Source organism: Pseudomonas sp. Leaf59 (assembly GCF_920984685.1).
Classification (GTDB): Bacteria; Pseudomonadota; Gammaproteobacteria; order Pseudomonadales; family Pseudomonadaceae; genus Aquipseudomonas.
The window spans coordinates 95,610-118,660 of record NZ_CAKLBR010000017.1 but is presented as its reverse complement, the minus strand read 5'-3'; the positions used below and the strand labels follow the sequence as shown (position 1 = coordinate 118,660).

13 protein-coding genes are annotated in these 23,051 nt (G+C 60.7%); 6 read left to right on the top strand and 7 right to left on the bottom strand.

Translation table 11 applies throughout. The features are described 5' to 3' along the window. Positions 1–265: 265 nt before the first annotated feature. Both LUB09_RS17985 and xseA read right to left on the bottom strand, forming a co-directional pair. Complete coding sequence (locus LUB09_RS17985) at positions 266–1,087, bottom strand: M23 family metallopeptidase (RefSeq protein ID WP_231423232.1); 822 nt, start codon at positions 1,085–1,087, stop codon at positions 266–268. Positions 1,088–1,090: 3 nt separating this feature from the next. After that, complete coding sequence (xseA, locus tag LUB09_RS17980; protein ID WP_209984530.1) at positions 1,091–2,470, bottom strand: exodeoxyribonuclease VII large subunit; 1,380 nt, start codon at positions 2,468–2,470, stop codon at positions 1,091–1,093. A 98-nt stretch (positions 2,471–2,568) separates the two neighbouring features. On the opposite strand from xseA, the gene LUB09_RS17975 reads away from it, so the two are divergent. The 4 genes from LUB09_RS17975 to guaA all read left to right on the top strand — a co-directional run bounded on the left by LUB09_RS17975 (position 2,569) and on the right by guaA (position 7,305). Beyond that, positions 2,569–3,336, top strand: a complete 768-nt coding sequence (locus LUB09_RS17975) for a sulfite exporter TauE/SafE family protein (RefSeq protein ID WP_231423231.1) — start codon at positions 2,569–2,571, stop codon at positions 3,334–3,336. A gap of 141 nt (positions 3,337–3,477) precedes the next feature. Next, positions 3,478–4,026: a sugar ABC transporter ATPase gene (locus LUB09_RS17970; protein WP_209984525.1), complete on the top strand. Its 549-nt coding sequence runs from the start codon at positions 3,478–3,480 to the stop codon at positions 4,024–4,026. 105 nt (positions 4,027–4,131) lie between these two features. Continuing rightward, entirely contained in the window at positions 4,132–5,601 is a 1,470-nt protein-coding gene (gene guaB, locus LUB09_RS17965) for an IMP dehydrogenase (protein ID WP_003238496.1), read from the top strand. Positions 5,602–5,727: 126 nt separating this feature from the next. Next, positions 5,728–7,305 carry a glutamine-hydrolyzing GMP synthase gene (guaA, locus tag LUB09_RS17960; protein ID WP_003238499.1) on the top strand — a complete coding sequence of 526 codons (1,578 nt, stop codon included), beginning with the start codon at positions 5,728–5,730 and terminating at the stop codon, positions 7,303–7,305. Positions 7,306–7,684: 379 nt separating this feature from the next. Here the strand turns inward: guaA and LUB09_RS17955 are convergent, their stop codons facing one another. The 4 genes from LUB09_RS17955 to LUB09_RS17940 are packed head-to-tail and all read right to left on the bottom strand — an operon-like array spanning position 7,685 to position 19,961. After that, entirely contained in the window at positions 7,685–8,590 is a 906-nt protein-coding gene (locus LUB09_RS17955; RefSeq protein WP_231423230.1) for a PoNe immunity protein domain-containing protein, read from the bottom strand. Further along, positions 8,591–17,683: a hemagglutinin repeat-containing protein gene (locus LUB09_RS17950; RefSeq protein WP_231423229.1), complete on the bottom strand. Its 9,093-nt coding sequence runs from the start codon at positions 17,681–17,683 to the stop codon at positions 8,591–8,593. A 44-nt stretch (positions 17,684–17,727) separates the two neighbouring features. Further along, positions 17,728–18,246, bottom strand: coding sequence for a toxin-activating lysine-acyltransferase (locus LUB09_RS17945; protein WP_017139694.1), 519 nt, complete (start codon positions 18,244–18,246; stop codon positions 17,728–17,730). Between the two features lie 11 nt (positions 18,247–18,257). After that, positions 18,258–19,961, bottom strand: a complete 1,704-nt coding sequence (locus LUB09_RS17940; RefSeq protein WP_231423228.1) for a ShlB/FhaC/HecB family hemolysin secretion/activation protein — start codon at positions 19,959–19,961, stop codon at positions 18,258–18,260. Positions 19,962–20,634: 673 nt separating this feature from the next. Between LUB09_RS17940 and LUB09_RS17935 the strand changes: the two genes are divergently transcribed. Both LUB09_RS17935 and LUB09_RS17930 read left to right on the top strand, forming a co-directional pair. Continuing rightward, entirely contained in the window at positions 20,635–20,880 is a 246-nt protein-coding gene (locus tag LUB09_RS17935) for a helix-turn-helix domain-containing protein (RefSeq protein ID WP_231423227.1), read from the top strand. Continuing rightward, positions 20,873–22,108: a type II toxin-antitoxin system HipA family toxin gene (locus LUB09_RS17930; protein WP_231423225.1), complete on the top strand. Its 1,236-nt coding sequence runs from the start codon at positions 20,873–20,875 to the stop codon at positions 22,106–22,108. The genes LUB09_RS17935 and LUB09_RS17930 overlap by 8 nt, the downstream gene beginning before the upstream one ends. A 16-nt stretch (positions 22,109–22,124) precedes the next feature. Here LUB09_RS17930 and treR read toward each other — a convergent pair whose 3' ends face one another. Continuing rightward, positions 22,125–22,829 (bottom strand): trehalose operon repressor, encoded by a 705-nt coding sequence (gene treR / locus LUB09_RS17925; RefSeq protein ID WP_209984507.1) that lies wholly within the window; start codon positions 22,827–22,829, stop codon positions 22,125–22,127. Between the last annotated feature and the right edge of the window lie 222 nt (positions 22,830–23,051).

Below are 23,051 nucleotides of genomic sequence, written 5' to 3'. Positions count from 1 at the left end.
CGGTTGCAGGACGTGTATCAGCAAGCGTCAGAGCCGGTGCTGGCGCAGGGGGAAGTAACTGGATAGGTTGTGAACTGAGGGACGTAAGCACGGAACATGTCTCCAACTAGCCTGAAAGGATGTGGGTCACGTTCCCTGTAACTTGCTGGATAAGTGAGCTTTCGGCGTGTCGGGGTTCCGCAGTAAATGTAAGAGCATGCTGAAGCACTCCGTAGTCTGGAGAGCCCTGCTGCTTCAAGGACTAAAAAAATGTCTCGCAGGCTGACTACGGCTCAAAGGCACCGATAAAGATCGCCGGGTCCACCCGCGCATCGTTGAGGCTGACATTCCAGTGCATATGCGGCCCGGTCGCCCGGCCCGTCGCCCCGACCTTGCCCACCACCACCCCGCGCACCAGTTGCTGGCCGACTTTCACATCGATCTTCGACATGTGGCAGAACATGCTGATAAAGCCCTGGCCATGGTCGACGAACACGGTGTTGCCGTTGAAGAAATAGTTGCCCACCAGAATCACCCTGCCATTGGCGGGCGTCTTGATCGGCGTGCCGGCCGGTACGGCGAAGTCCAGGCCCGAATGGGGGTTGCGTTCTTCTCCATTGAAGAAACGGCGCACGCCGAACCGGCTGGACAGCGGCCCGTTGACCGGTTTGTCCAGCACCAGATTGCTCGGCACCGTGGGGCTGAAGCTGCGATAGGCCTTGAGCTGCACCGCCAGTTCACCCTCGATGCGCTTGAGCTGCGCGGGTTCGGGGTTGACCTGGCTTTTGTTTTTCAGGGTGATGCGCTGTTCCGGGTACTTCTTGTAACCCACGATGAACGGCAGGCTGCGCCCACCGCTACTGATGCGCTCGTTGCCCGGCTTGACCGTCAGCGGGATGCCGACAATCGCCAGCCAGTTGTCCTGCTCCTTCACCACCAGCACCGGCTTGCCCTGGTAGCTGGCTTTCGGCGCGGCGGCCGCAGGGCCGAGGTCGACCACCGCAACGCCGCCGGGCACCGGTTTGTTCAGGGTTCGGGTGATGTAGCTGTCGGCGTGGGCGTTGCACGCGAGGCACAACAGCATCAGCAGGCTCAGAAGACGTGGCATCGATCAATCCAGTAGCGAAAGGGTGACAGGGGTGAGGTGGTTGTCTTCCACCCGCACTTGCAATTGGCCTTCACCGAGGCGTGCGGTCAGGCGCTGGCCGGTGTGGGTTTGCGCGGCATTGCGAATGGCTTGGCCGCGCTCGTCCAGAAGAATGCTGTAGCCGCGGCCCAGCGTCGCCAACGGGCTGACCACCTGCAGCGTCTGCACCTGGCTTTGCAACTGCAGACGGCGTGCCTTGAGGCCTTCGCGCATGGCGCGGGGCAGGCGTTCGGCCAGGCTGTCCAGGCGTTGGCGCAGCAGGGCCAGTTGGCGGCCCGGGTGCTGGCCGGCCAGGCGCGTCTCCAGGCGAATCAGGCGCTCGCGGCGGGTATTGAGGCTGCGCTCGAAGGCGCGCCGCAGGCGCATATCGAGGTCATCCAGACGCTGGGCCTGCTGACGCAGGCGTTCGCCGGGATGGCGCAGGCGTCGGGCCATGCCCTCCAGGCGCAGGCGGTCATGGCGCAGGCGGTTGCGCATCAGCATCACCAGGCGGCGATGCAGGTTTTCCACCTGACGCACCAGGTGGCTGGCGTCGGGGGCAAGCAATTCGGCTGCGGCGGAGGGGGTAGGGGCGCGCACGTCCGCGACGAAGTCACAGATCGACACGTCGGTTTCATGGCCGACCGCGCTGACGATAGGTGTGACGCACGCGTCCACCGCGCGTGCCACGGCTTCTTCGTTGAAGCACCACAGGTCCTCCAGCGAACCGCCGCCCCGGGCCAGGATCAGCGCGTCAAACCCGCGCGCGTCCGCGCGCTTGAGTGCACGCACAATCTGCGGGATGGCTTCGCGACCTTGCACGGCGGTGGGAATCAGGGTCAGCTCGATGTTCGGCGCCCGGCGGCGGAACACGCTGATAATGTCGCGAATCACCGCGCCGGTGGGTGAACTGATAATGCCGATGCGCCGTGGATGCATCGGCAGCGGTACTTTGCGTTCGGCACTGAACAGGCCTTCGGCGCTGAGCTTTTCCTTCAGCGCATCGAACGCCAGGCGCAACGCGCCGTCGCCGGCCGGCTCCACCGTGTCGAGAATCAACTGGTAGTCGCCACGGCCCTCGAACAGCGAGACCTTGCCGCGCACCTTCACCGCCAGGCCATCCTTCAATGCCTGGCGCACCCGCGCTGCATTGTTGCGAAACAGCGCGCAACGCACCTGCGCGCCGCTGTCCTTGAGGGTGAAGTACACATGGCCGGAGGCCGGGCGGGCGAGGTTGGAGATCTCGCCCTCAACCCAGATGTTGGTGAACACGTCTTCCAGCAACACGCGTGCGCGGCCGTTGAGCTGGCTGACAGTCAGGACTTCGCGGTCCAGGCCCAGGCGGGCAAACGGGTCTTTAATCATGGGCGGCAGTTTATAGGTATTCCCGGGGCAATCACCACGGCCTTGTGCACATGAGCGGCTGCACTATGCTGAGGGGCGGCGATGAGCAAGGAGCCTGCATGACTGCAATCGAACTGTTGAACCACTGGTCTTTTAACGGGATGGACTGGCTGGTCATTGGCCTGGGTGTGGTGCTGGCCTACGTCGTGTTCGGCATCGCCGGGTTCGGCACGGCGCTGATCGCGGGGCCGATTCTGCTGCTGTTCATGCCGTTGTCGAAGATCATCCCGCTGCTGGTGCTGCTGGATTTTGTCGCCGCGTTCGGCGGCCTGCTGCACACCCGGCGCGAGTTGAACACGGCGGAGCTGTTGCGGCTGCTGCCGTGCATGGCCATTGGTTGCACACTGGGTGTGGTGTTTTTGCTCAACCTGCATTCGGATTTATTGCTGCTGTTGATGGGGCTGTTCATCAGCGCGTACGCGATTTACAGCCTCCTGATAAAGGCGCGTCCGACCCAACTGGCGGCGGGCTGGTCGGTGCCTATGGGCACTGTCGGTGGGCTGTTCGGCGCGTTGTTCGGCAGTGGCGGCTTTTTATATGCCATCTACCTGAACAGCCGGCTGCCCAAGGAACAGGCGCGGGCCACTCAAAGTGCGCTGATCAGCGCGAGTACGCTGGTGCGCTTGAGTCTGTTTCTGCTGGCCGGGGTCTATGCGGATTGGCCGCTGTTGCTGTTGGCGCTGTGTCTGTTGCCCGCGATGGGATTGGGGCTGTGGTTCGGGCGCCGGTTGACCATGCGCCTGTCCCGCGAGGCGTTTGTGAGGGGGGTGACGTGGCTGGTGCTGGCGAGCGGCCTTGCGTTGATCGGGCGGTATTTGAGCACTTGACCTGTGCAGGGCAGGGATTAAGCTGCCTGCCTTCAGGGCCTCATCGGGAGCAAGCCCCTCCCGCATTTGAATGCATTTACCGATCAACAGGTGGAGGGGGCTTGCTCCCGATGGCGCCAGCCGCCACACCGCAGGACTCCAATGAACTCCCAAAGCATCCTTGTCCCGAAAATTTCCACCTTGCCCGTCCACGAACCCCGCGCACGGGCGATCGTGCGCTGGCTGGTGCGCAAGAACATCATCAAGGAAGAACTCACCACCTGTGGCCGCACCGGCAACCGCATGGCTTACGGCCTGGCCGACGGCGCCCGCGCCGTGGTGCTGCACCCCGAAGCGCTGCCGTTCAACGAGCCGATCAACGGGCTGGAGATCATCTACAAACGCTGTATCTATACCCCGGCCAAGGGCTTTCTCGAAGAAGCCGGTTGCCCGCAATGCCTCAAGGAGATCGGCGAGGCGCTGTTCGAGAGCCTGGAAGACTGGATGCCCGGCCACACCGACAACTTCACCTGCCCGCTGTGTGGGCATGAAGATGACATCAACGGCTTTCTGTTCCTGCAGGAATGCGGGTTTTCCAACCTGGGTTTCATCTTCAACAACTGGGCGGAGGCGGGGTTCAAACAGAGCTTTATCGATGAGTTCGCCGATTGGCTGGACCAGAAGATCGCCTGGGTCAGGGTCGAGCTGTAACCCCTCCTATCCGTATTCCCAAATATGTCAGAGTTTTACATTGAGACCTGAGGGGTGTCTGAGTATAATGGCGCGCTTCCATTTTCCCGCTCGGGAGCCCCCGCGATGCTGCGTATCAGCCAAGAAGCTCTGACATTCGACGACATTCTCCTAGTGCCCGGTTATTCCGAGGTGCTTCCTAACGAAGTCAGTCTCAAGACCCGCCTAACCCGTGGCATCGAGCTGAATATTCCCCTGGTTTCCGCTGCCATGGACACCGTCACCGAAGCCCGTCTGGCCATTGCCATGGCCCAGGAAGGCGGCATCGGCATCATCCACAAGAACATGACCATCGAGCAGCAGGCTGCCGAAGTGCGCAAGGTCAAGCGTTACGAAGCCGGCGTGGTGAAAGATCCGATCACCATCGAAGCCGACGCCACCGTGCGTGACCTGTTCGACCTCACCCGCATGCACAACATCTCCGGCGTTCCGGTGCTGCACGATGGCGACCTGGTCGGCATCGTCACCTCCCGTGACGTGCGTTTCGAGAACCGTCTTGAAGTCACCGTCCGTGAAGTGATGACGCCTAAAGAGCGCCTCGTCACCGTCAAGGAAGGCGCCGACAAGAACGATGTGCGCGAGCTGCTGCACAAGCACCGCATCGAGCGCGTGCTGATCGTCGACGACAAGTTCGCCCTCAAGGGCATGATGACCGTCAACGACATTGAAAAAGCCAAGGCTTACCCGCTGGCCAGCAAGGATGACCAGGGTCGTCTGCGCGTCGGCGCGGCGGTCGGTACCGGTAAAGACACCGGCGACCGCGTCTCGGCCCTCGTGGCTGCCGGCGTTGACGTGGTGGTGGTCGACACCGCCCACGGTCACTCCAAAGGCGTGATCGACCGCGTGCGCTGGGTCAAGCAGAACTTCCCTGACGTGCAGGTGATCGGCGGCAACATCGCCACCGGCGCTGCGGCCAAGGCCCTGGCCGAAGCCGGCGCCGACGCGGTCAAGGTCGGTATCGGCCCTGGTTCGATCTGCACCACGCGGATCGTCGCCGGTGTGGGCGTGCCGCAGATCAGCGCCATCGCTAACGTCGCCGCAGCCCTCGAAGGCACCGGCGTGCCGTTGATCGCCGACGGCGGCATCCGCTTCTCCGGTGACCTGTCCAAGGCCATCGTGGCCGGTGCGTCCTGTGTGATGATGGGCTCGATGTTCGCCGGCACCGAAGAGGCCCCGGGCGAGGTTGAGCTGTTCCAGGGCCGTTCCTACAAGGCTTACCGCGGCATGGGCTCGCTGGGCGCCATGTCCCAGGCGCAGGGCTCGTCCGACCGTTACTTCCAAGACTCCTCGGCAGGCGCCGAGAAACTCGTCCCGGAAGGCATCGAAGGCCGTGTGCCGTACAAGGGCAGCTTGAGCGCGATCATCCATCAACTGATGGGCGGCCTGCGTTCCTCGATGGGCTACACCGGCAGCGCCGACATCGAAGAAATGCGCACCAAGCCAGAGTTCGTACGGATCACCGGCGCCGGCATGGCTGAATCCCATGTCCACGACGTGCAGATCACCAAGGAAGCGCCGAACTATCGGGTCGGCTGATGCCGACAGCTAAAAGCCACAAGTTATAAGCTGCAAGCGGGGCTGTGTTGATGCAGCTTCCGCGCAGCCCCCGATTACTTGCAGCTTGCAGCTTGAAGCTTGCAACTGCTCTTCAGAGTTTCTCCTATGGCCCTCGACATTCACGCCCACCGCATCCTGATCCTCGACTTCGGTTCCCAGTACACCCAACTGATCGCCCGCCGCGTGCGTGAAATCGGCGTGTACTGCGAACTGCACCCGTTCGACATGGATGACGACGCGATCCGCGCCTTCGCGCCCAAAGGCGTCATCCTCGCCGGTGGCCCCGAGTCCGTGCACGAAGCCGACAGCCCGCGCTGCCCGCAAGCGGTATTCGACCTGGGCGTGCCGGTTTTCGGGATCTGCTACGGCATGCAGACCATGGCCGAGCAGTTGGGCGGCAAGGTGGCAGGGTCCGAGCTGCGTGAATTCGGTTATGCCCGCGTCGACGTGGTCGGCAAGAGCCGCCTGCTGGACGGCATCGAAGACCACATCGACGCCGATGGCCTGTTCGGCCTCGATGTATGGATGAGCCACGGTGACAAGGTCACCAAACTGCCGGAAGACTTCCACATCCTGGCCAGCACCCCGAGTTGCCCGATTGCCGGCATGTTCAACGACGAACGCGGCTACTACGGCGTGCAGTTCCACCCGGAAGTGACCCACACCAAGCAGGGCGGGCGCATCCTGTCGCGCTTCATCCTCGACATCTGCCAGTGCGAAGCCCTGTGGACCCCCTCCAAGATCGCTGAAGACGCCATCGCCAGCGTGCGCGCCCAGGTCGGCACCGACAACGTGCTGCTCGGCCTGTCCGGTGGCGTCGACTCCTCCGTGGTTGCCGCACTGCTGCACAAGGCCATCGGCGACCAACTGACCTGCGTGTTCGTCGACAACGGCCTGCTGCGCCTGCACGAAGGCGAGCAAGTGATGGCCATGTTCGCCGAGAACATGGGCGTCAAAGTGATTCGCGCCAACGCCGAGGACCAGTTCCTCGACAACCTGGCCGGCGAGTCCGACCCGGAGAAGAAGCGCAAGATCATCGGCCGCACCTTCATCGACGTCTTCGATGCCCAGGCCAAACACCTGGACAACATAAAGTACCTCGCGCAGGGCACCATCTATCCTGACGTGATCGAGTCGGCTGGCGCCAAGAGCGGCAAGGCCCACGTGATCAAGTCCCACCACAACGTGGGTGGCCTGCCCGAGGAAATGAACCTCAAGCTGGTCGAGCCGCTGCGCGAACTGTTCAAGGACGAAGTCCGCCGCCTCGGCCTGGAACTCGGCCTGCCGTACGACATGGTCTACCGCCACCCATTCCCAGGCCCGGGCCTGGGCGTGCGTATCCTGGGTGAAGTGAAAAAGGAATACGCCGACCTGCTGCGTCGCGCCGACCACATCTTCATCGAAGAACTGCGCAAGGCTGACTGGTATCACAAGGTGAGCCAGGCGTTCGTGGTGTTCCAACCGGTGAAATCGGTGGGCGTGGTAGGCGATGGCCGTCGTTATGCGTGGGTTGTGGCACTGCGTGCAGTGGAGACGATCGACTTCATGACCGCGCGTTGGGCACACCTGCCGTATGAGCTGCTGGAGACGGTCAGTGGGCGGATCATCAATGAGATTGAGGGTATCTCGCGCGTGACGTATGACGTGTCGAGCAAGCCGCCGGCGACGATTGAGTGGGAGTGAGCCCACAGTGAGGCATGAAAAAACCGGCTTTTGCCGGTTTTTTCATGCCCGCGATAAGGGCCTATTCTTGCTGATTAAAGAGTCGCATTATGTGGATGGTCCTGGCTTTTGTGCTCGTCGCGGCCATTCCCGTGAGCTTGGTGGGCGTGATCTCTGTGCTCAACACCCGGTCCGAAGCTGTCAACCAGTCCATGGATGGCAGCACCCCACTGGGGAAGTCGAACAGTTGCTCAGCGCCCTCGGCGGCAAGACCCAGCAAGTATCAAAGAAGATGGAAAGCTGCGTGGACCTGTCACGTGCCATCGCCGGCATCGACGTTGGCACTTCTCGGCAGGTGCGTGCCTTGCGATAGCCGTGTCTTGCTTGATCACACTGGCGCTTATCTATCACTGGACCGGGTGAAAATTCGGGCCCAAAAGCCGGCTTTCTTTGCTGAAGCCAACGGTGGATGTGGCTCTGTTGTCTCTCTTGCCGGGTGAGTGCCAGGGCCATCAGGTCTCAAAAGGTCTCCCGGATAATGCTCTTGACCTAGACATGGCGAGTCATCCATTCCAAACGCCTTCACGGCAGCTACGGCTTCTACACACCAACGACCAAAATAAGCCCCGCCTTCAAAGTTCTGGTCGCCATAGGTATACCAATAAGGATGCCGATAGCTGACCGCTTGCGGGTCTGATCCGGATTTCGCGCCATTGCGCACTTCCAGATACCAGTGCTCGACAAAGGCTTTGAGCAGCGGTGCCTGAGAATCTGAGGGCGCATTTACTGCCTTCAACAAACGACCATAGGGTTTGGGATATAGAAGCACGGCTCCTATCTTGCGGTCTGGACTACGGCTGGCAATGATCCGATCAAGAAGTACGTCTTCGCCATCATTGCCGATCAAGGCCAGCAAGCGATGCCATTGCTCGTCTGGAATGTCGAGTGCGAGTGCCAAGCCGACCAGCCAGAAGCAAATGATGTAGTGGTCGTAGTTGACGCGCCAGTGGTGCCGGGTGAATTGCTGCTCCGTAGTCCACACGGTGGTGCCGAGGTGTTCCGCCTGTTCCCATGCTGCTAGCAGACCGGGGAAGTAGTGGGCCAAGTGAGTTATTGGATCTCCGGCGGAATATCTGCGCAAAATTTGGTGCAAATGGTCCTGTCCGATTTCAAACGCATACTGGGGGGCGTAATCGGGGTCAGCGGTTGGCGCCAAGAGAAGCTTTTGAGACTTCGCGATATAGCTGTCGCTGTCGTTAACGACCTTATCCCAATAGCTGGCATGGCCGAGTGGTGCGCGAATCATTCACTTTCTCCCTATGAGCTTCGATGTCGCAATAGGATCCTCAACAAACTTCCCACCTTTATCCAAGACGCCAACCGTAACATTGCCAAATGGATCAGTATGCACTAGCCACTTCTCAACTCTCCCTGATAGCAGAGAGTCACGGATATTCCTTGCCATTGATGCATCTCCCCCTACAGATTCAAGAATACGATTGTAATTAGTGGTCGCCCCCGTCATCCAATCATCACTCATCTGCAGCCCATCTCGGGTGGGCTTCAGCTTGGACGAGCCAAATTTGTACTCAACAATCAGGTAGTCGACACCAGGCTTATCTACCTTGTACAAATCGTCAATGCCTGTCTGGCCAATATCGGGAGCCCGGCCAATTTTTTCAGCGCCGGGCACCAACGTCTTGATTTGCTCTCCACCCATGATGTCCCCGACGATGCTCTTCTGCGCGTTGGTCATGGCGCGGAAGTCCATCAGCGGGGTGCCGTTAGGGTTGAACTGCCCGCCGCGTGCTACAAGCTTGTCGAATTTGGCGAGGCTCGCCACCTCAGCCATCTTTTCAAGCTGCTGCGCTCCAACCTTGATCCCTGCCTTGGCCAGCGCCACGCCACCTTTCGCAGCCCCGCCGACGCCCGTTGCAATGCTGCCGACCTGCCAGGCGATTTCGCCGATGGCCTTGCCCAAGGCTTCGGCGTTTTCGTCGCCGCCGACTTCCAGCGCGGTCTTGATCGTTTCTATCTTGACGTTGAGTTCGTTGACGACGCTGTCGCCAAACTGCTTTCTGGCCTCCGGGTTATTAATCAGTTGGCCAAGGCCGGTAAGCCCTTCGATGGGGTGCGCAACAAATTCGGCGAGGCCCGTGACGTCATTCCAGCCTGACTGGGCCAACCCCTTGCCGATGCCGAACTGGGTCAGAACATCCTGCCTGCCGCTGATGTACGACCATTTGGCAACGACTTTGCCGGCGGCAATCAGGCCTTTTGCTTCGTCATACTCCTTCTTGAACTGCACGATCTGCTGAGTCGCCAGCCAGTTGTTATCCACCGCCGCACCCGCCGCGGTATTGGCGGTGGTCGGGTCGATGGAGGCGCTGGTTGCTGCCAGGCCGGTTACCAGGCTGACGATCAGGTTGCGCTTGGCTTCGCGTTGTTCTTCGCTTTCGTCGGGGCTGGTTTGTGAGAACAGGCCGGTTAGCAGGCTTGATGCCGCCGCGCCTGCCGCGCCGCTGCCGCAACTTTGGCTGCTGGCGGCGGCACCGGCGCAGGCGACGATGCCGTGCAGGGCCGCGTGCAGTGGCGAGCCTTCGATGAGTTCGCCTTTGGCCACCAGGTCGCCGATGTAGCCGGCACCCCGTTGCTGCACATAATTGACCACCAGGCCTTGCACGAAGGCAGCGTTGCCCGCGCTGATATTGCCGCCTGCAGCACCGATCAGGGCGGTGGTGATCTGGCGATAGGTGCCGCCTGCGCCCCAGTTTTCGGAGATCGCGTTGGCCTGTGCCGAGTACTCCCGCGCCTGGAGCTGCAGTTGCAGGCGCGCAGCGTCACTCATTGGCGTGTCACGATTGTCTGCTTTTGACTGCAGCTCTTTTGCCTGTTGGCGTTTGAGGTCCGCTTCCCTGGCTTTGTTCGCAAGGAAGGTACTGGCTTCGTTGGAGAACGCGCTGACGATCTCAAAACCGGCGCGGATTTCATCTTCGTCGAAGATCGGTTTGAGCGAGTTGCTGCCATCGCGATCACTGGACACGTCACGGTTGAGACTGGCGACGGTTTGCTCGGCGCTCTGCCCGGTGCGCTTCTGTTGTTCGGCATCGTTGGTGATGACAACGGCACCGCCACTGATGCCGCTGCGCGTCACGCTGCTGGCCTTGTCGCTGGCGCTGATGGCGATCGGCATGTTGGCGCCGATGTTGTTCTCGTTTTTGGCCAGGTCGGTACCCGGGTTAACCTTGCCGCCAGTCTGCGCGTTGCCCTTCTGGTCCTTGCCGACTTCGTTGTAGCCGCCGCCCAGGCTGACGGTATTGGCGTCGTAATCCGCCTTGTTCTTGATGTCGCGGCTGGTGAGGCTGGATGTGACCAGGCTGTTTTTGCCGTCCTGCACGGCCTTGTCGCTGCTGGCTATCACGCCGCCGACCAAATCGGTGTTGCCCCGCACGTTGATGTCGAAACCGTCATCACCGGCCTTGATGCCCGATTGTTCGGTGACGCTGGCATAGTTGGAGTCGATGTTGGTTGCGCCAAAGTTTGCGCTGGCACCGCTTATCGAGCTCATGCCGTAGCAGAACGGTGGAATACAAAGACTGATGCCGATGCCCAGGCTCTTTTCATCGACTTTGTACGTGTTGGTGTCTTGCAGGCTTTCGATACTAAGATCGCCGCCGACGTCGGCGATGACTTTTTTGCCACTGGCCACCGCCCCCTTAAGCTGCGTGTCGCCGCCGGATGACAGCAGCAACTGGTTGCCAGCCTCCACTTTGGTATTGGTATGGGTCAGCTCGTCGCCGTCGGCCTGGCCCCGGTTTCCGGTGGCACCCAGGTCCAGGGTAAAGCCGTTTCTGCTACCGCCCAGCGAGAGGCCGATACCGATGCTGGCGCTGCTGCCTTTGCTGTCGGTGTTTTGCTGGCTGGTGTTGTTGGCGGCGAGCAGGTTGATGTCGCCGTCGGCCATCAGGCTGGCGTCACGCCCGGCCTTGATCTGGCTGCCTTGGACCGTGATGTTGCTGTCTGCACCTGCGCCGGTCGCGCGCAGGCGCACATCTTGACCGGCGGTGATGGTCGAACCGGCGGCGCTGTCGCTGGTCTGGGTGGTTTTGCTTTCGTTCTTCTTGGTGCCCAGCGACAGGCTGATGTTGATACCGCCTGCCGCGCCAGGGTCCATTGCCACCGCCGTGGCGGCGTTGTTACCGGCCAGCAGGACCGTGGCCGCTGCCAGCGCCTTCATGCGCCCGTCATCGGTTTTCTCCGATGCCTGCTTCATCTGCTGGGTGGTCTGGATTGCACTGATGACAGGGTTAGTCACCGTCAGAGTGAACCCGGTCTGTTTGAACAGGGTTTCACGTTCGCGCTTGCTGGTGTTGCGGGCTTCGACGACATCGATGGTTTGCCCGGTGATATCGACGCTGCCTTCGGGCGCGCTCACCTGGCTGCCCACCTGGCGGTAGCCTTTGCCCGCTTCCATCAGCACATCGCCCTTGGTTGACCCCACGGTACTCGCCGCTGCGGTCTGGCTGGTGGTGAGGTCCTTAACCGTTTGCTGCTGCGTGCCGAGCGTGACCGCGATGCCGCCGCCGCTGAACAGGCCGCTTTTCTTGACTGACTTGTCGTGACGTTCGCTGCTGCTTTCCGTCGCGGCTTCGATATTGATGTTGTTGTCAGCCGCCAGGACGGTCTGGTTGGTGGACACCACGTTGCTGCCGCTGACGTTGATGTCGCGACCGGCCTGCACATAGGTTTTCTCGGCACTCAGCGTCGAGCCCTGCGCCTGGGTCTGGTTGACGGTGTCGCGTGTGGTGGTGGTCTTGCTGGAGAACAGGCCGTTGCTGCCTTTAAATTTGTGCGCTTCATCGGCGAACTGGGTGTTTTGCGCTGCGGTCAGGTTCACGTCGCGCCCGGCGTCGGCGATGATTGCACCTTGCTGACTGGTGACGCTTGCGCCTCGGGCATTGAGGTCCTGCCCGGCACTGAGGCGCACATCGCCTTGGCCTTGAATGGTTGAGCCGACTTCGGTCTGGCTGGCGTCTTTGCGCCAGTTGCTGCCGTTCCAGTTAACCGATTGCTGATGGGCTTCGCCAACGGTGGTCAGGTTGATGTTGTTGCCTGCTTGCAGCGAGGTACTGCCGCCGGCGCCTGCGTTGACCACCTGAGCGCCGGTCAGGTTGAGGTCTTTGCCCGCGTTGACGTCCATGGTGCCGCCAGCACCGCTGACAAACAGCCCGGCCACCCGCGAGAGATTGGTGCGCGTACCCTGGGTGCTGCTGCTGTCACGGCTGTTGGACACAACGTTGACGTTTTGCCCTGCATTGATCGCCAGGGTATCGGTGGCGCCGATCAGGCCGCCGAGGTTGTCGAGGTTTTCCCGTGCCGTCAGCGAGACCTTGTCGGCCTGGATGCGGCCGCCGAGGTTTTCGATGTTCTGCGCGGTAATCGCCATCACGCTGCGCCCGGCCAGGCTGCCGCTGTTGACCAGATCACCGGCAATGTTCAGGTTCAGGCGTTGCCCGGCGATCAGTGCGCCGGAGCCGTTGAGGTCGCTTTCCTGCACCCGCACATAGACCTGTGGCACCAGCACGTTGCGGGTTTCGCCGCTGGCGAGGGTGACTTTTTTCTGTACCAGCCAGACGATATCGCTGGTCAGTTGCGCCATCTGCTCGGGGGACAGCTCGATGCCCGGCACCAGTTTCCATTGATTGGCAAGGGTGACGGCATTGTCGATCAGCGCCCGGTATTGCGCTTCGTCGTTGGCGTAGCCGTCGAGAAAGCGCCGACCAGTGAGTTGCGCGACCTGTTCGCGAATCAGTTTTTGCTCATAGAAGCCATCGCCGAGACGCTGCTGGGTGAGCGCAGGGTCGACTTGCAAGCGCTCCAGCATGTAATCCGAAGACAGCCAGGTGCGATAGCTGGCGAAACGCGGATCTGTTTCGACCAGGTAATTGCTGGTGGTCTGCGGATGGGTGGTGAACAGGCTGTTATTCGGCAATTCCAGGGACGGGCCCCCGGTGCGAATTTGCTCGGCCACGCCTTGTGCGTTCTGGGTGGTCTGCGCTGCGACCTGAACGATCGGAGCTACTTGAAAGGTACGCGCGGCCGGAGCGCTGACCGTACCGGTGGAAGCGATCTGCTGACCGACGGCCTGAGTACCGCGTGCGCTGATCTGGGTGCCCGTGCCGCTGACCGCTGTGTTCTGCGCGAAGACGGTAGGTTGCAGGGAGATATCCTGAATCAGCGGGGCAGGGGTATAGGCTGCGGTGTTCGCGCCTTGCCGGTCGCGTCCCTTGCGCTGGATGCGGTAGAAGTTGGTGACGCTGCCGCTGTCGACGGTGGTGCGCTGGCCCGACACTTCGGTGTTGGTCAGGCTGGTGACGTCTGCCTGCAATAGTCCGCCGGCGATGATGCGGCTCTTGTCGTTGAGCACGTCGCCGGCGCTGATCTGCATTGTCCCGCCAGACAGGATCTGCGCTGGGGCCGAGGTGGCGATCTGGGTTTCGTTGACGACGCGGGTGTAGTCGTAGCGGTTCCAGTTGTCGCGCTGGCCCTCGGGGGTGACCAGGTAATTCACCTCATCGTGGCGCAGGGAGATCTCGTTGGCTTGGTAGCGGTTGGTCGAGCCGGTGAGTTGAAATTCCTGCTCAGGCGTTCGACTGACCTCAACATCGCGCGTGCTGAAATGTTCGTTGGTGTTGCGCACGCTTTGTACGTTCAATGACAGATCGCCAAGCGCTTCGAAGGTCGCGCTGGCATTGGTCAGCAATTGGGCGCGACCCTCAGCGGTGTCGAGCGTGCTCAAGGTCCCGCCAATGGCGAGATCGCCAGCACTGAAGACCAGCGATTGCTCGCGGTTATTCAGGGTTGCGGTGCCGATATTCAGTGATTCACGGGCTGCTATCGTTGCTGCGGTGCCATTTTCATCGAGGTTGTTCAACGTCGAGGTGGCTATCGCCAGTTGGTCGCCATACAGGCGCGCGGTGCCGAGGTTATTCAGCGTCGCTGCCTGCACGCGGACTTGCTGGCCGTCGATCAGCCCGCGGTTGGTCAGGGTGTCAGCGACGTTCAGACGAACCTGACCCGCGCTGATTTCGGCGTTGGCGCTGTTGTCGAGCGTCTGCGCGCTGACCAGCAGGGACTTGCCCGCCAGCAAACGCCCGGTGTTGTTGAGCGCTCCGGCGGTGCTCAGATCAACGCCGTTGTTGGCTTGAATCTGCCCGCTCAGATCAAGGCCACTCTGCACCTTGAACTTGATGTCGCCCAAGCTCAGGGCCCGGCCCGTGCCGCTGTAATAGGCCGCGTTGAGCGACAGCAGCTTGCCCGCAATCAGCGTACCGTCGAGGTTGTTTACCGATTGGCGACGCTGTGCCGTGTCGCGGTCGCGGATGGTCAGGTCACCGGTCGAAGAGATCAGCCCGCTCTGGTTATTCAGCGTCTGGCTCACGCCCAGCAGCAGGCCTTCATCGGTGCGCACGGCACCGGTCTGGTTGTTGAAGGTGTTGACCGCCAGGTTCATGCTGCGGCCTTCAAGGCCCAGGTTGGTGCCCTGGGTGGCGCTGTTGTCGAGCACATCGGTGCTCAGGTTCAACGCGCCTGCACTGCGGACCAGCCCACCCTGATTGATGAGGGCCTGACCCAGTGCCAGCTCGACGTCGCCGAGGCTTTGCAACTGGCCGCCACGGTTATCCAGGCGTGCGCCGTCGACGTGTACGGTCTTCTCGCCAATGATTTGGCCGCCGTTGGTGTTGACCACGTCGCTGGCGGTGAGCAACAGATTGCCCTTGGTACTCAAAAAGCCAGTGCTGTTATTGACGCTGGCGCTGCGGATTTCCACGGCATCCTGACCGCTGATGCCTTTGGTGGTGCCGGAGTCGAGGTTATTGAGGACCTGATTTCCGGTGTCGATAAACAGTTTGCCTGCAGACTGAATCAAGCCCGCCGCGTTACGCAATTCGCCGCTGCGCAGGTCGAGCGTGGCACGTGCGTCGAGCGTGCCATCGCTGTTGTCAAACAGATTGCTGTTGCTGTTGAGGTCCAGTGCCAGGCCACTGATCACACCGCTGTGGTTGTTCACCCCTTGCGCCGCCACGGCGATGTCGCCCTGGGCTTCGAGACGCCCTGCGTCGTTGTTCAGTGCGCCATCGGTCACGTTCACCGACAGCCCGGACTGCACCGAACCCAGCACGCCATGGGTGTTGTTGAATTGCCCGGCGATGATCGCCATGCGCTGGGTCGAGGCGAGCGTGCCGCCGATATTGTTCAGTTGACCGAAGCGGGCTTGCAGCGTGCTGCCGGCGCTGAGGGTGCCCTGAGCATTTTCCAGGCGCGCGCCGCTCAGTTCAGCGCCGCCGCTGGCAGCCAGCGTTCCGCCGCTGTTGTCGATCAAATCACTGGCGGTCACCGTCAGCAGGCCGCCGTCGGTTGCAACAACTTTGCCGTTCTGATTATTCAGCGTGCCAACGTTGATCGCCACAGCGCCAGGGCTGCTGACCTTGCCGTTCTGATTGTTGAATTGCTCGCTGACATTGATCTGTAAAGGCTCCAACCCCGTTTGCAGAATGCGCCCGTATTGATTGGACAGGGTGCGGGCCTGAAGCGTGAGCTGTTGGCCCTGGGCCAGCCCTTCATCCAGCACCACGTCGTCAGCCTTGATCGACACGCTGCCATTACTGGCAATGCTGCCTTTGGTACTGCCGAGTTGGTTGGCCTGAATGCCCAGCGAACCCTTGCCTGCGTGTTCGATGCTGCCGCTGCCGTTGTCGATGCGACCGGCGCTGATCCGGGTATTGGTCGCGTTTGAGGCAATTCGTCCGCTACGGTTGTCGAGGCTCGCGGTGGCGTTTATCGAGGTGTCGGCGACGCCGGTCTGCACCAGCTCGCCGCCGACGTTGGACAGATCACCGGCGTTCAGTTGCAGGTTGTCGGCGTTGACGCTGGCGCCGTCTGTGCGCAGGGTTTTTGTCGCGTTGGCCGCGAGGGTCTGGCTGGCATCCACGCGGCTGCCACTGAGATTGCTATCGCCGTTGTTGGCGGTCAGGGTGACATTGCGGCCTTGAGTCTGGCTGCCGCTGAGGTCCAGATCATCGGCCTGGATGCTGACATCGCCTGCCGCCAGGTTTTGACCCTGCGCTTTGACGTGGGTGGCGCGTACCGCAAGGTTGCCGCTGCTGCCCAGTTTGCCGTCCACGCCTGCGCCCGCCGCCAGGCTTGAGCCCTGGGTGCTACGAATCGATTTGGCGCTGAGGGTTGTTTGATTCTGGCTGGCAATCGTGCCGCTGTTGTCGATATCCCCGGAGCTGGTGAGGTTCAAATCGCCCTTGGCGTAAAGCGAGCCGCTATTGTCAACGCTTGTGGCAGTGATACGGGTGGCCGTGGTGCCGCTGATTGTGCCCATGTTGTGCAGTTTGCCGTCTGCGCTGATGACCACTTCACCCGCCATGGCGCCAATTTGCCCGGCATTGCGCATGCCGACACCCGATTCGGTCCCCACCAGCACGATCTTCCCGGCGTACATTCCGCCCAATTGCGCCACGTCGATGCCGACGGCTGGCTTGTCGCCGTCGGCGCCGGCCTGAGGCTTGGCCTGGGTGTTATCGGCGTTGACCTGATTGCGTCCGGCAGTGACCTTAAGGTCATTGGCCCAGATACCCGCATTGACCTGCACGGTACGGGCAATCAGGTCGGTGTAATCGGCGTCGCGGCTATCAAGGCCCTTGCCCTGAATGTTCAGGGTGCCGCCGTTCACGGTGTAGCCGCTGATGCTGCCGTTCTCCAGCTGCACCTGACCGGTGCTCAGGGTCGCACGGTTGGCGTTGATGAAGCCGCAACCGTCGCAGGTAATGCCGGCCGGGTTGGCGATGACCACCTGGGCGCGTTGCCCGGCGACTTCGACATAGCCGCGTAACTGGCTGGGGTTGCTGGCGTTGACCTCATTGAGGATGACCCGCGCGCTGCCTTTGGCCATCGCTGCGTTGCCTTCGATCCAGCCACCCAGTTGCGTTTGGGTGTTGGCGCCGCTGTTGTTGAGGATGACGCCGCGCGGGTCGACATCGAACTGATTGTAGGTGTTACGCGAAACCCCGGCCGCGCTGGGCGCTTGAATATTCACCTGCGGCGTGCCGTTGGCGCTTTGAATCACCGTCGGACGCTGGCCGGCTGCGGCGGCCGGATCGGCCACAATCGTGCCCGCCGCCCACGCCGGTACAGCGCTCCAGGACACCAGCCCGAGCGCGATCATCAATGCAAAACGCATCGGCCCGAGCGTTGCCGTGCAGCCCGCGGAGGCGGTGGTGAGGCTGACGCGAGTGCCCGGCGCCTTGACCTGGCTGGTGACGTTCTCCGCCACCACCATCAACAGCCCGCGTGCCTTGTTGAAAACAATTCGGTACAGGTGCTTGTTCATAGCAATTCCATTTGCGGAGCCGGCCCGCGATACAAAAGTTGAAGTTACGGTGCTGTGGCAACCGGGTGAGCTGCAAACCAGGCTCTGGCCTGTTCAGGGATCACACCGATGCCCTGGAATGTCTTGATTTGCAGGCCTCGCTCGTCGCCCCGGTGATACAGCGCGCGACCGCATCGGTTGGCGAACAGGTGGCGCTGGAGGATTCGGGTAAAGGTGGCTGTATGGCCAAACGGCGCGACCCAGTCGTTGAGCCAGAGACGCTCGCCGCAATTCCAGTCCGCGTCGCTCAATGTCAACGGTGATTGCTGCAAATAGCGCTGTTCCGCTGCTTCATCGACGTTAAGCCAGGAGAGGTAGCACACCGGCTTGCCGTGCTCGCTGCCCAGCACGAATTGGCGATGCTTGAGCGCCGGCAGCAGAAGTGTCGGTAAGCTGTGCAGTGGCGCATCACGGTGAGCGCTGGAATGCATCCACAACCAAGTGACCGAGCCCAGCACTGCCGCCTCGTTCCAAGGCTCGTCGATCAGGCCGGGTGCCGTGATGTCCAGGGTTTCAAAACGCATGGCATTACCCCTCAGAACGACCAGATGACGGTAAAGTCGCTGGTCACGTTGGCGGTCTTGAAGCCGTCGGGCTTCTTGAGCGGCGTGCCTACCGACCAGTCATAAGACAGGCCCTTGTAACCACCACGCACACCCACCACAGCCCCCGCCAGTCGTTTACCAATCAGGAACTTACTGGCCTGACCGCTGACTTCGCCGTAGTCGACACCGGTGTAAAGCTCCTGGCCGGTTTGCCCCAGCGCCAGGCCGACTTCGTTGCGCAGTGTCCAGCCGCGATCGGCAGAAAGAATGTTTTCGCCGTCAAACCCGCGCACGCTGTAGCGTCCGCCAATCGAGAAGCGGTCTTGCGGCACCAACGGTGTGCGGTTCCACTGCGACCGCCAACTGCCGATATAGCGCAAGCGCTGGTCGCTGAGGGCGAATGGCACTTGCAGCTGGACGTCGGCGGTGATGATCTGCGAGCGGGATGTGCCTGCACCAGAGGCTTCTTCGGGGGCCGGCAGCGAGTCATGTGCGCCGGTGCCGCGACGGTAGGCGACGCCAAGGTCCAGAATAGAGGTGCCGATAAATTCCCGGTGATCCAGGCCGAGCTGCCAGCCCGCCATGCGCCGATCCTGGTTGCCGATCTCGGTGTCGTCGATGAAGTTTTCAGAAGACCGTGTCCACAGGCCACCCCACGCCGTGGTCTTGCGCACGGCATCGCGGTAAAGCAGGCGAGACAGGCGCAGATCGTTGGTACGGCTTTCGCCTCGATACTGGTACGTCTGGGTGGCGCCGGCGACCGACTGCTCGTAGTTATACTCGCTGGTGGTGAACGCCAGTTGCCAGTAACCCATCGGCAGCGAGTAGTGGAGCGTATTGCCATTGGAGCCGTGTCGGCCGGACTCGCCGCCGCCCAGGTCGTGGTTGAAGCTGGCGTAGAACAAGTCGTTGAGCGACAGCAGGTTGTCCAGCGACAGCGACACATTGCCCTGATACTTGCCTGTGGATTTGCTGCCCGAGTTGTCGACGGACAGGCTCACGCGGGCCGGAAACTGCTGGCTCCATTTGATCACCACATCGCTTTCGCCGGGCTTGGCATCAGCCGCCAGGGTGGGGGTGATTTGAATGTCGGCGTCGGCAGTGGGCACGCGCTTGAAGTTTTCCAGCGCCTGTTCGATATCGCGCAGGTTAAGCAGGTCGCCGGGGTTGGCAGGCATCGCATTCCACAGGGTAGCGCGACGGCTGGTGCCTTCGGCAAAGCGGATTTCGCGGATGCGCCCCGGCACGATTGTCAGCACCAGAATCCTGCTGTTGAGGTCCTGCGCTTCGGCAAGCACGCGGGTGGTGACAAATCCCGCCTGGATGATCGCATTCTGCATGCGCTTCATCGTCATGTTGATGCCCGCGCCACCCAGGCAACGCCCCACGGCGGGGTCTTCCTCGGGGTTGGCGGCCTTCAGCGCCCATTGAAACTTCTCGGATGCGTCGCCAATCAGGCGGATGTCTTTAATGGCGAAGCAGGGCGCTTCTTTTACAGGAAGACGAGAGCCGCCTTCGTCGAGCACAGGTGCCTGAAGACGCACATCGGGCCGCGATTCCAATTGATCACGCAGCGCGCGCTCACGCTCCTGCTGACGCAGTAATTCCTCTTCAGGCCCGGCAGCCTGAGCGGTGGCGGTCGTAAAGAGTGTCCACACTGCCAGCGCCGTCAGCGCGAGGTGTCTTGCATTCATCGACGACAAGCGGGCCAGCCCCACGACATATCGAGAGGGGCCAAGCTTGTGCAGTGGGCAGCGTGAGTCCGCAGGCATTTCACATCCTTGTGATCAGAATCAGAGGCACAATAAGTGAACCGCCTGGAACGGCAGTGGCACTGAAGAAAATAGAAAAATGTAAAGGTTTCGACGAGCAGAAAACGAAATTTCCTACATTCAATCACACGCTCTGATGGAGGCTTAGCCCGAAAGTTCCGTGACGGGCAAGACTGCGATAACAACGCTCAGGAAAACGCTCAGGAATGTGACGATCTTCACGCGTATTGCGAGTGCTGAGGCAAGCGAATCAGATAGTTTGAGTGGAAATGATCCTGCGCTAGCAGGTGAGTGTTGATGACAAAACCCCGGTCTGGTGCCGCAATGCTGTTCACTTAAGCCACAGACCGAAGGTTTTTGATCTTTGGTACTGAGGTGAAACTCAAGAAAACGGCGCTTTCCCATTTCGGGGTAAGCGCCGTTTTTTCTTAAGTGAACAGCATTGCGGCCTGGTACCGGGGTTTTGTATTTTCGGGATGTCAGCCTTCAATCGAGAAGCGTATCAACATAAAGCGTTATTCGAGGTTGTTTGCATCGTATATAGTGCATTAATTCGCTATTTTTTATTTTTGCATTGTATGGGATGCATCTTGATATGGCCGATTTAGGTACGCTGATCAAAAGTCTGCGCAAGGCCGCCGGTCTTTCACAGGCCCAACTCGCGCAGCGGCACGGCATGAGTCGCGCCACTATCTCGGGAATCGAGAACGACACCATCCCGGAAGTCGGGATTCGTAAGGTCGCGGCGATCCTGGAGGGATTGGGCTATCAGTTGACTGCCGTACCAAGGCATCATCGCAAGACTCTCGATGAACTGAAATCAGGGGGCATCCATGACTAGTCAACGTGACCGGTTGTATATCGGCGCTGGTGGCATGTCTGCTGGAACGCTCGGGCGCGGTGAAGAAGACCGGCGTGATTCAGTGTTCTCGTATAACGAAGAGGTTGCTCAAGAGAATGCTGTTTCCTTGACCATGCCCGTGCGCCTGGAGAGCTACAACTGGAAGTATGGAGTCCACCCGTTGTTCGAGATGCATATCCCCGAAGGGCATCTCAAGAACGAACTTGTGCGACGTTTCAACAAGTCGGTACGCGGCTTTGACGACTTTACCCTGCTGGGTATCGTGGGTCCGCACCAGCTTGGTCGTATCAGCGTTGTCCACGGTGCGGGTGACGAGTCCCTGCCTGGGGTCAAGCTCTCAGAGTTGCTGGTCTATGACGGGGCGAAAGACCTGCTTGATGATCTTCTGACAACCTATGCGGCCTATTCCGGGGTGTCGGGTGTTCAACCCAAGGTGCTGGTACGTGATTTTGACGATACAACCCCTGGCATTGAGCGTCTCGCGCACAAGGGCGCCACGCATCTGGTGAAGGCGTTCAATGAATCTGACTTTTCACAATTGGCTGCCAATGAGTTTTTCTGCATGCGGGCCGCGTTTCATTGCGGCCTGGAGGTGCCTGAGTTTCAGCTCAGCCAGCAGGGGAAGTTCCTGGTGGTGAAACGGTTCGACATTGGTGCAAGCGCCTACCTCGGATTTGAGGACATGTGCGTTCTATCGGGATGGGGAACCGCCAGGAAATACGACGGCAGCTATCAGGGGTGTGCGAAGCTGATCAGGTCATTTGTCACGCCCAGTCGTGTCACCAGGGCACTGGAAGATTTCTTTCTGATGGTGGCGCTTTCTGCCGGGATCCAGAACGGCGATGCGCACCTGAAAAACTTCGGTCTGTTGTATGAGAATTGCGCCGAGGACGCGGACGTTTGGCTCGCCCCTGCTTACGATCTGGTGACCACCACGGTGTACAGCAACAACGACATCATGGGGTTGCTGCTCGGCGGTTCCAAGGCCTGGCCAAAGCGCAAGATGCTGGTCCAGTTCGGGCGAAGTTCGTGCGGGCTGACAGAGGCTCGGTGCAACCAACTGTTGGCCAGGGTGCATGACGGCATGACCCGCGCGATGTCGGAGCTTTCCGAATACCGACGCACTCACCCAGAGTTCGAGGTGGTAGGGGAGAGGATGAGCGCTGCCTGGGCAGCAGGACTGGCGAAGAGTATCGCAGTACAGTGATCCTCCCAGGTTACGCTCACCGCCGCGCCACATCCGAAAAATAAAACTTATCCAACGTATGCCGCGACTCGGTGTACTCAAACTGCCGCCCATCCTGCAAAAACGTCTGGTTACTCACCACAATCACATGACTCTGCCCATCAAGGTCCAGGTGCGCCTGGTCGTCCTTGCTGCGGGGCAGGGCTTCGATGGTGCGCTGCGCGTAGCTGATCTGCAGCTGTAACTTTTCTTCGATAAACGCATAGATCGACTGTTCGGCAATCGAGCGATCCAGCCCCGGGATCAGGTCGGCGATGAAGTGGTTGATATCGAGGATCACCCGTTTGCCGCCGATGCGCCGTACCCGTTTGATGCGGGTGATCAACGTGCCGGGTTCGGCTTCGAAGTGTTGCAGCAGTGAGCCTTCAAGCGGCAACTGGGTGAACTCGACGACGTCGGTGTGCACGTCATCGCCAAGATCGGCGTGGGTTTCATGGAAGCTGACGATGCCGCCCAGTTGAAACTCGATGGGGTTGGGCGAGAGCACGAACGTGCCCTTGCCGTGGATTTTTTGCGCGAATCCGCGCTCCTGCAATTGCTCGATGGCGCGGCGCACGGTACCTCGGCTGGCCTGGTAGCTGTCCATCAATTCGGTTTCGGAGGGAAGGCGCGTGCCGCGCTGCAGGCGTTCGGTGGTGATGCTGGCAAGCAGATCCGTATAGATCTGGTTGTATTTGCTCATGGGGATGGCTCTGTGCCGGCTTTATGAAGGTGAACGGCGCGTTCAAGGCAGGAACCTTAGTGGCAGAGGTGGGGTTTGTCCATTGGGCGCGGGCGGATGATCAGAAATGCCTGACTACAAATTCGGAAAATCAAACATTATGTAACTCGTACAGACGAGTTATTGCTATAACTCGTCTGTACGAGTAGGTTTGTTCTCGGCGTGCTGCCAATGGCTGCCCCC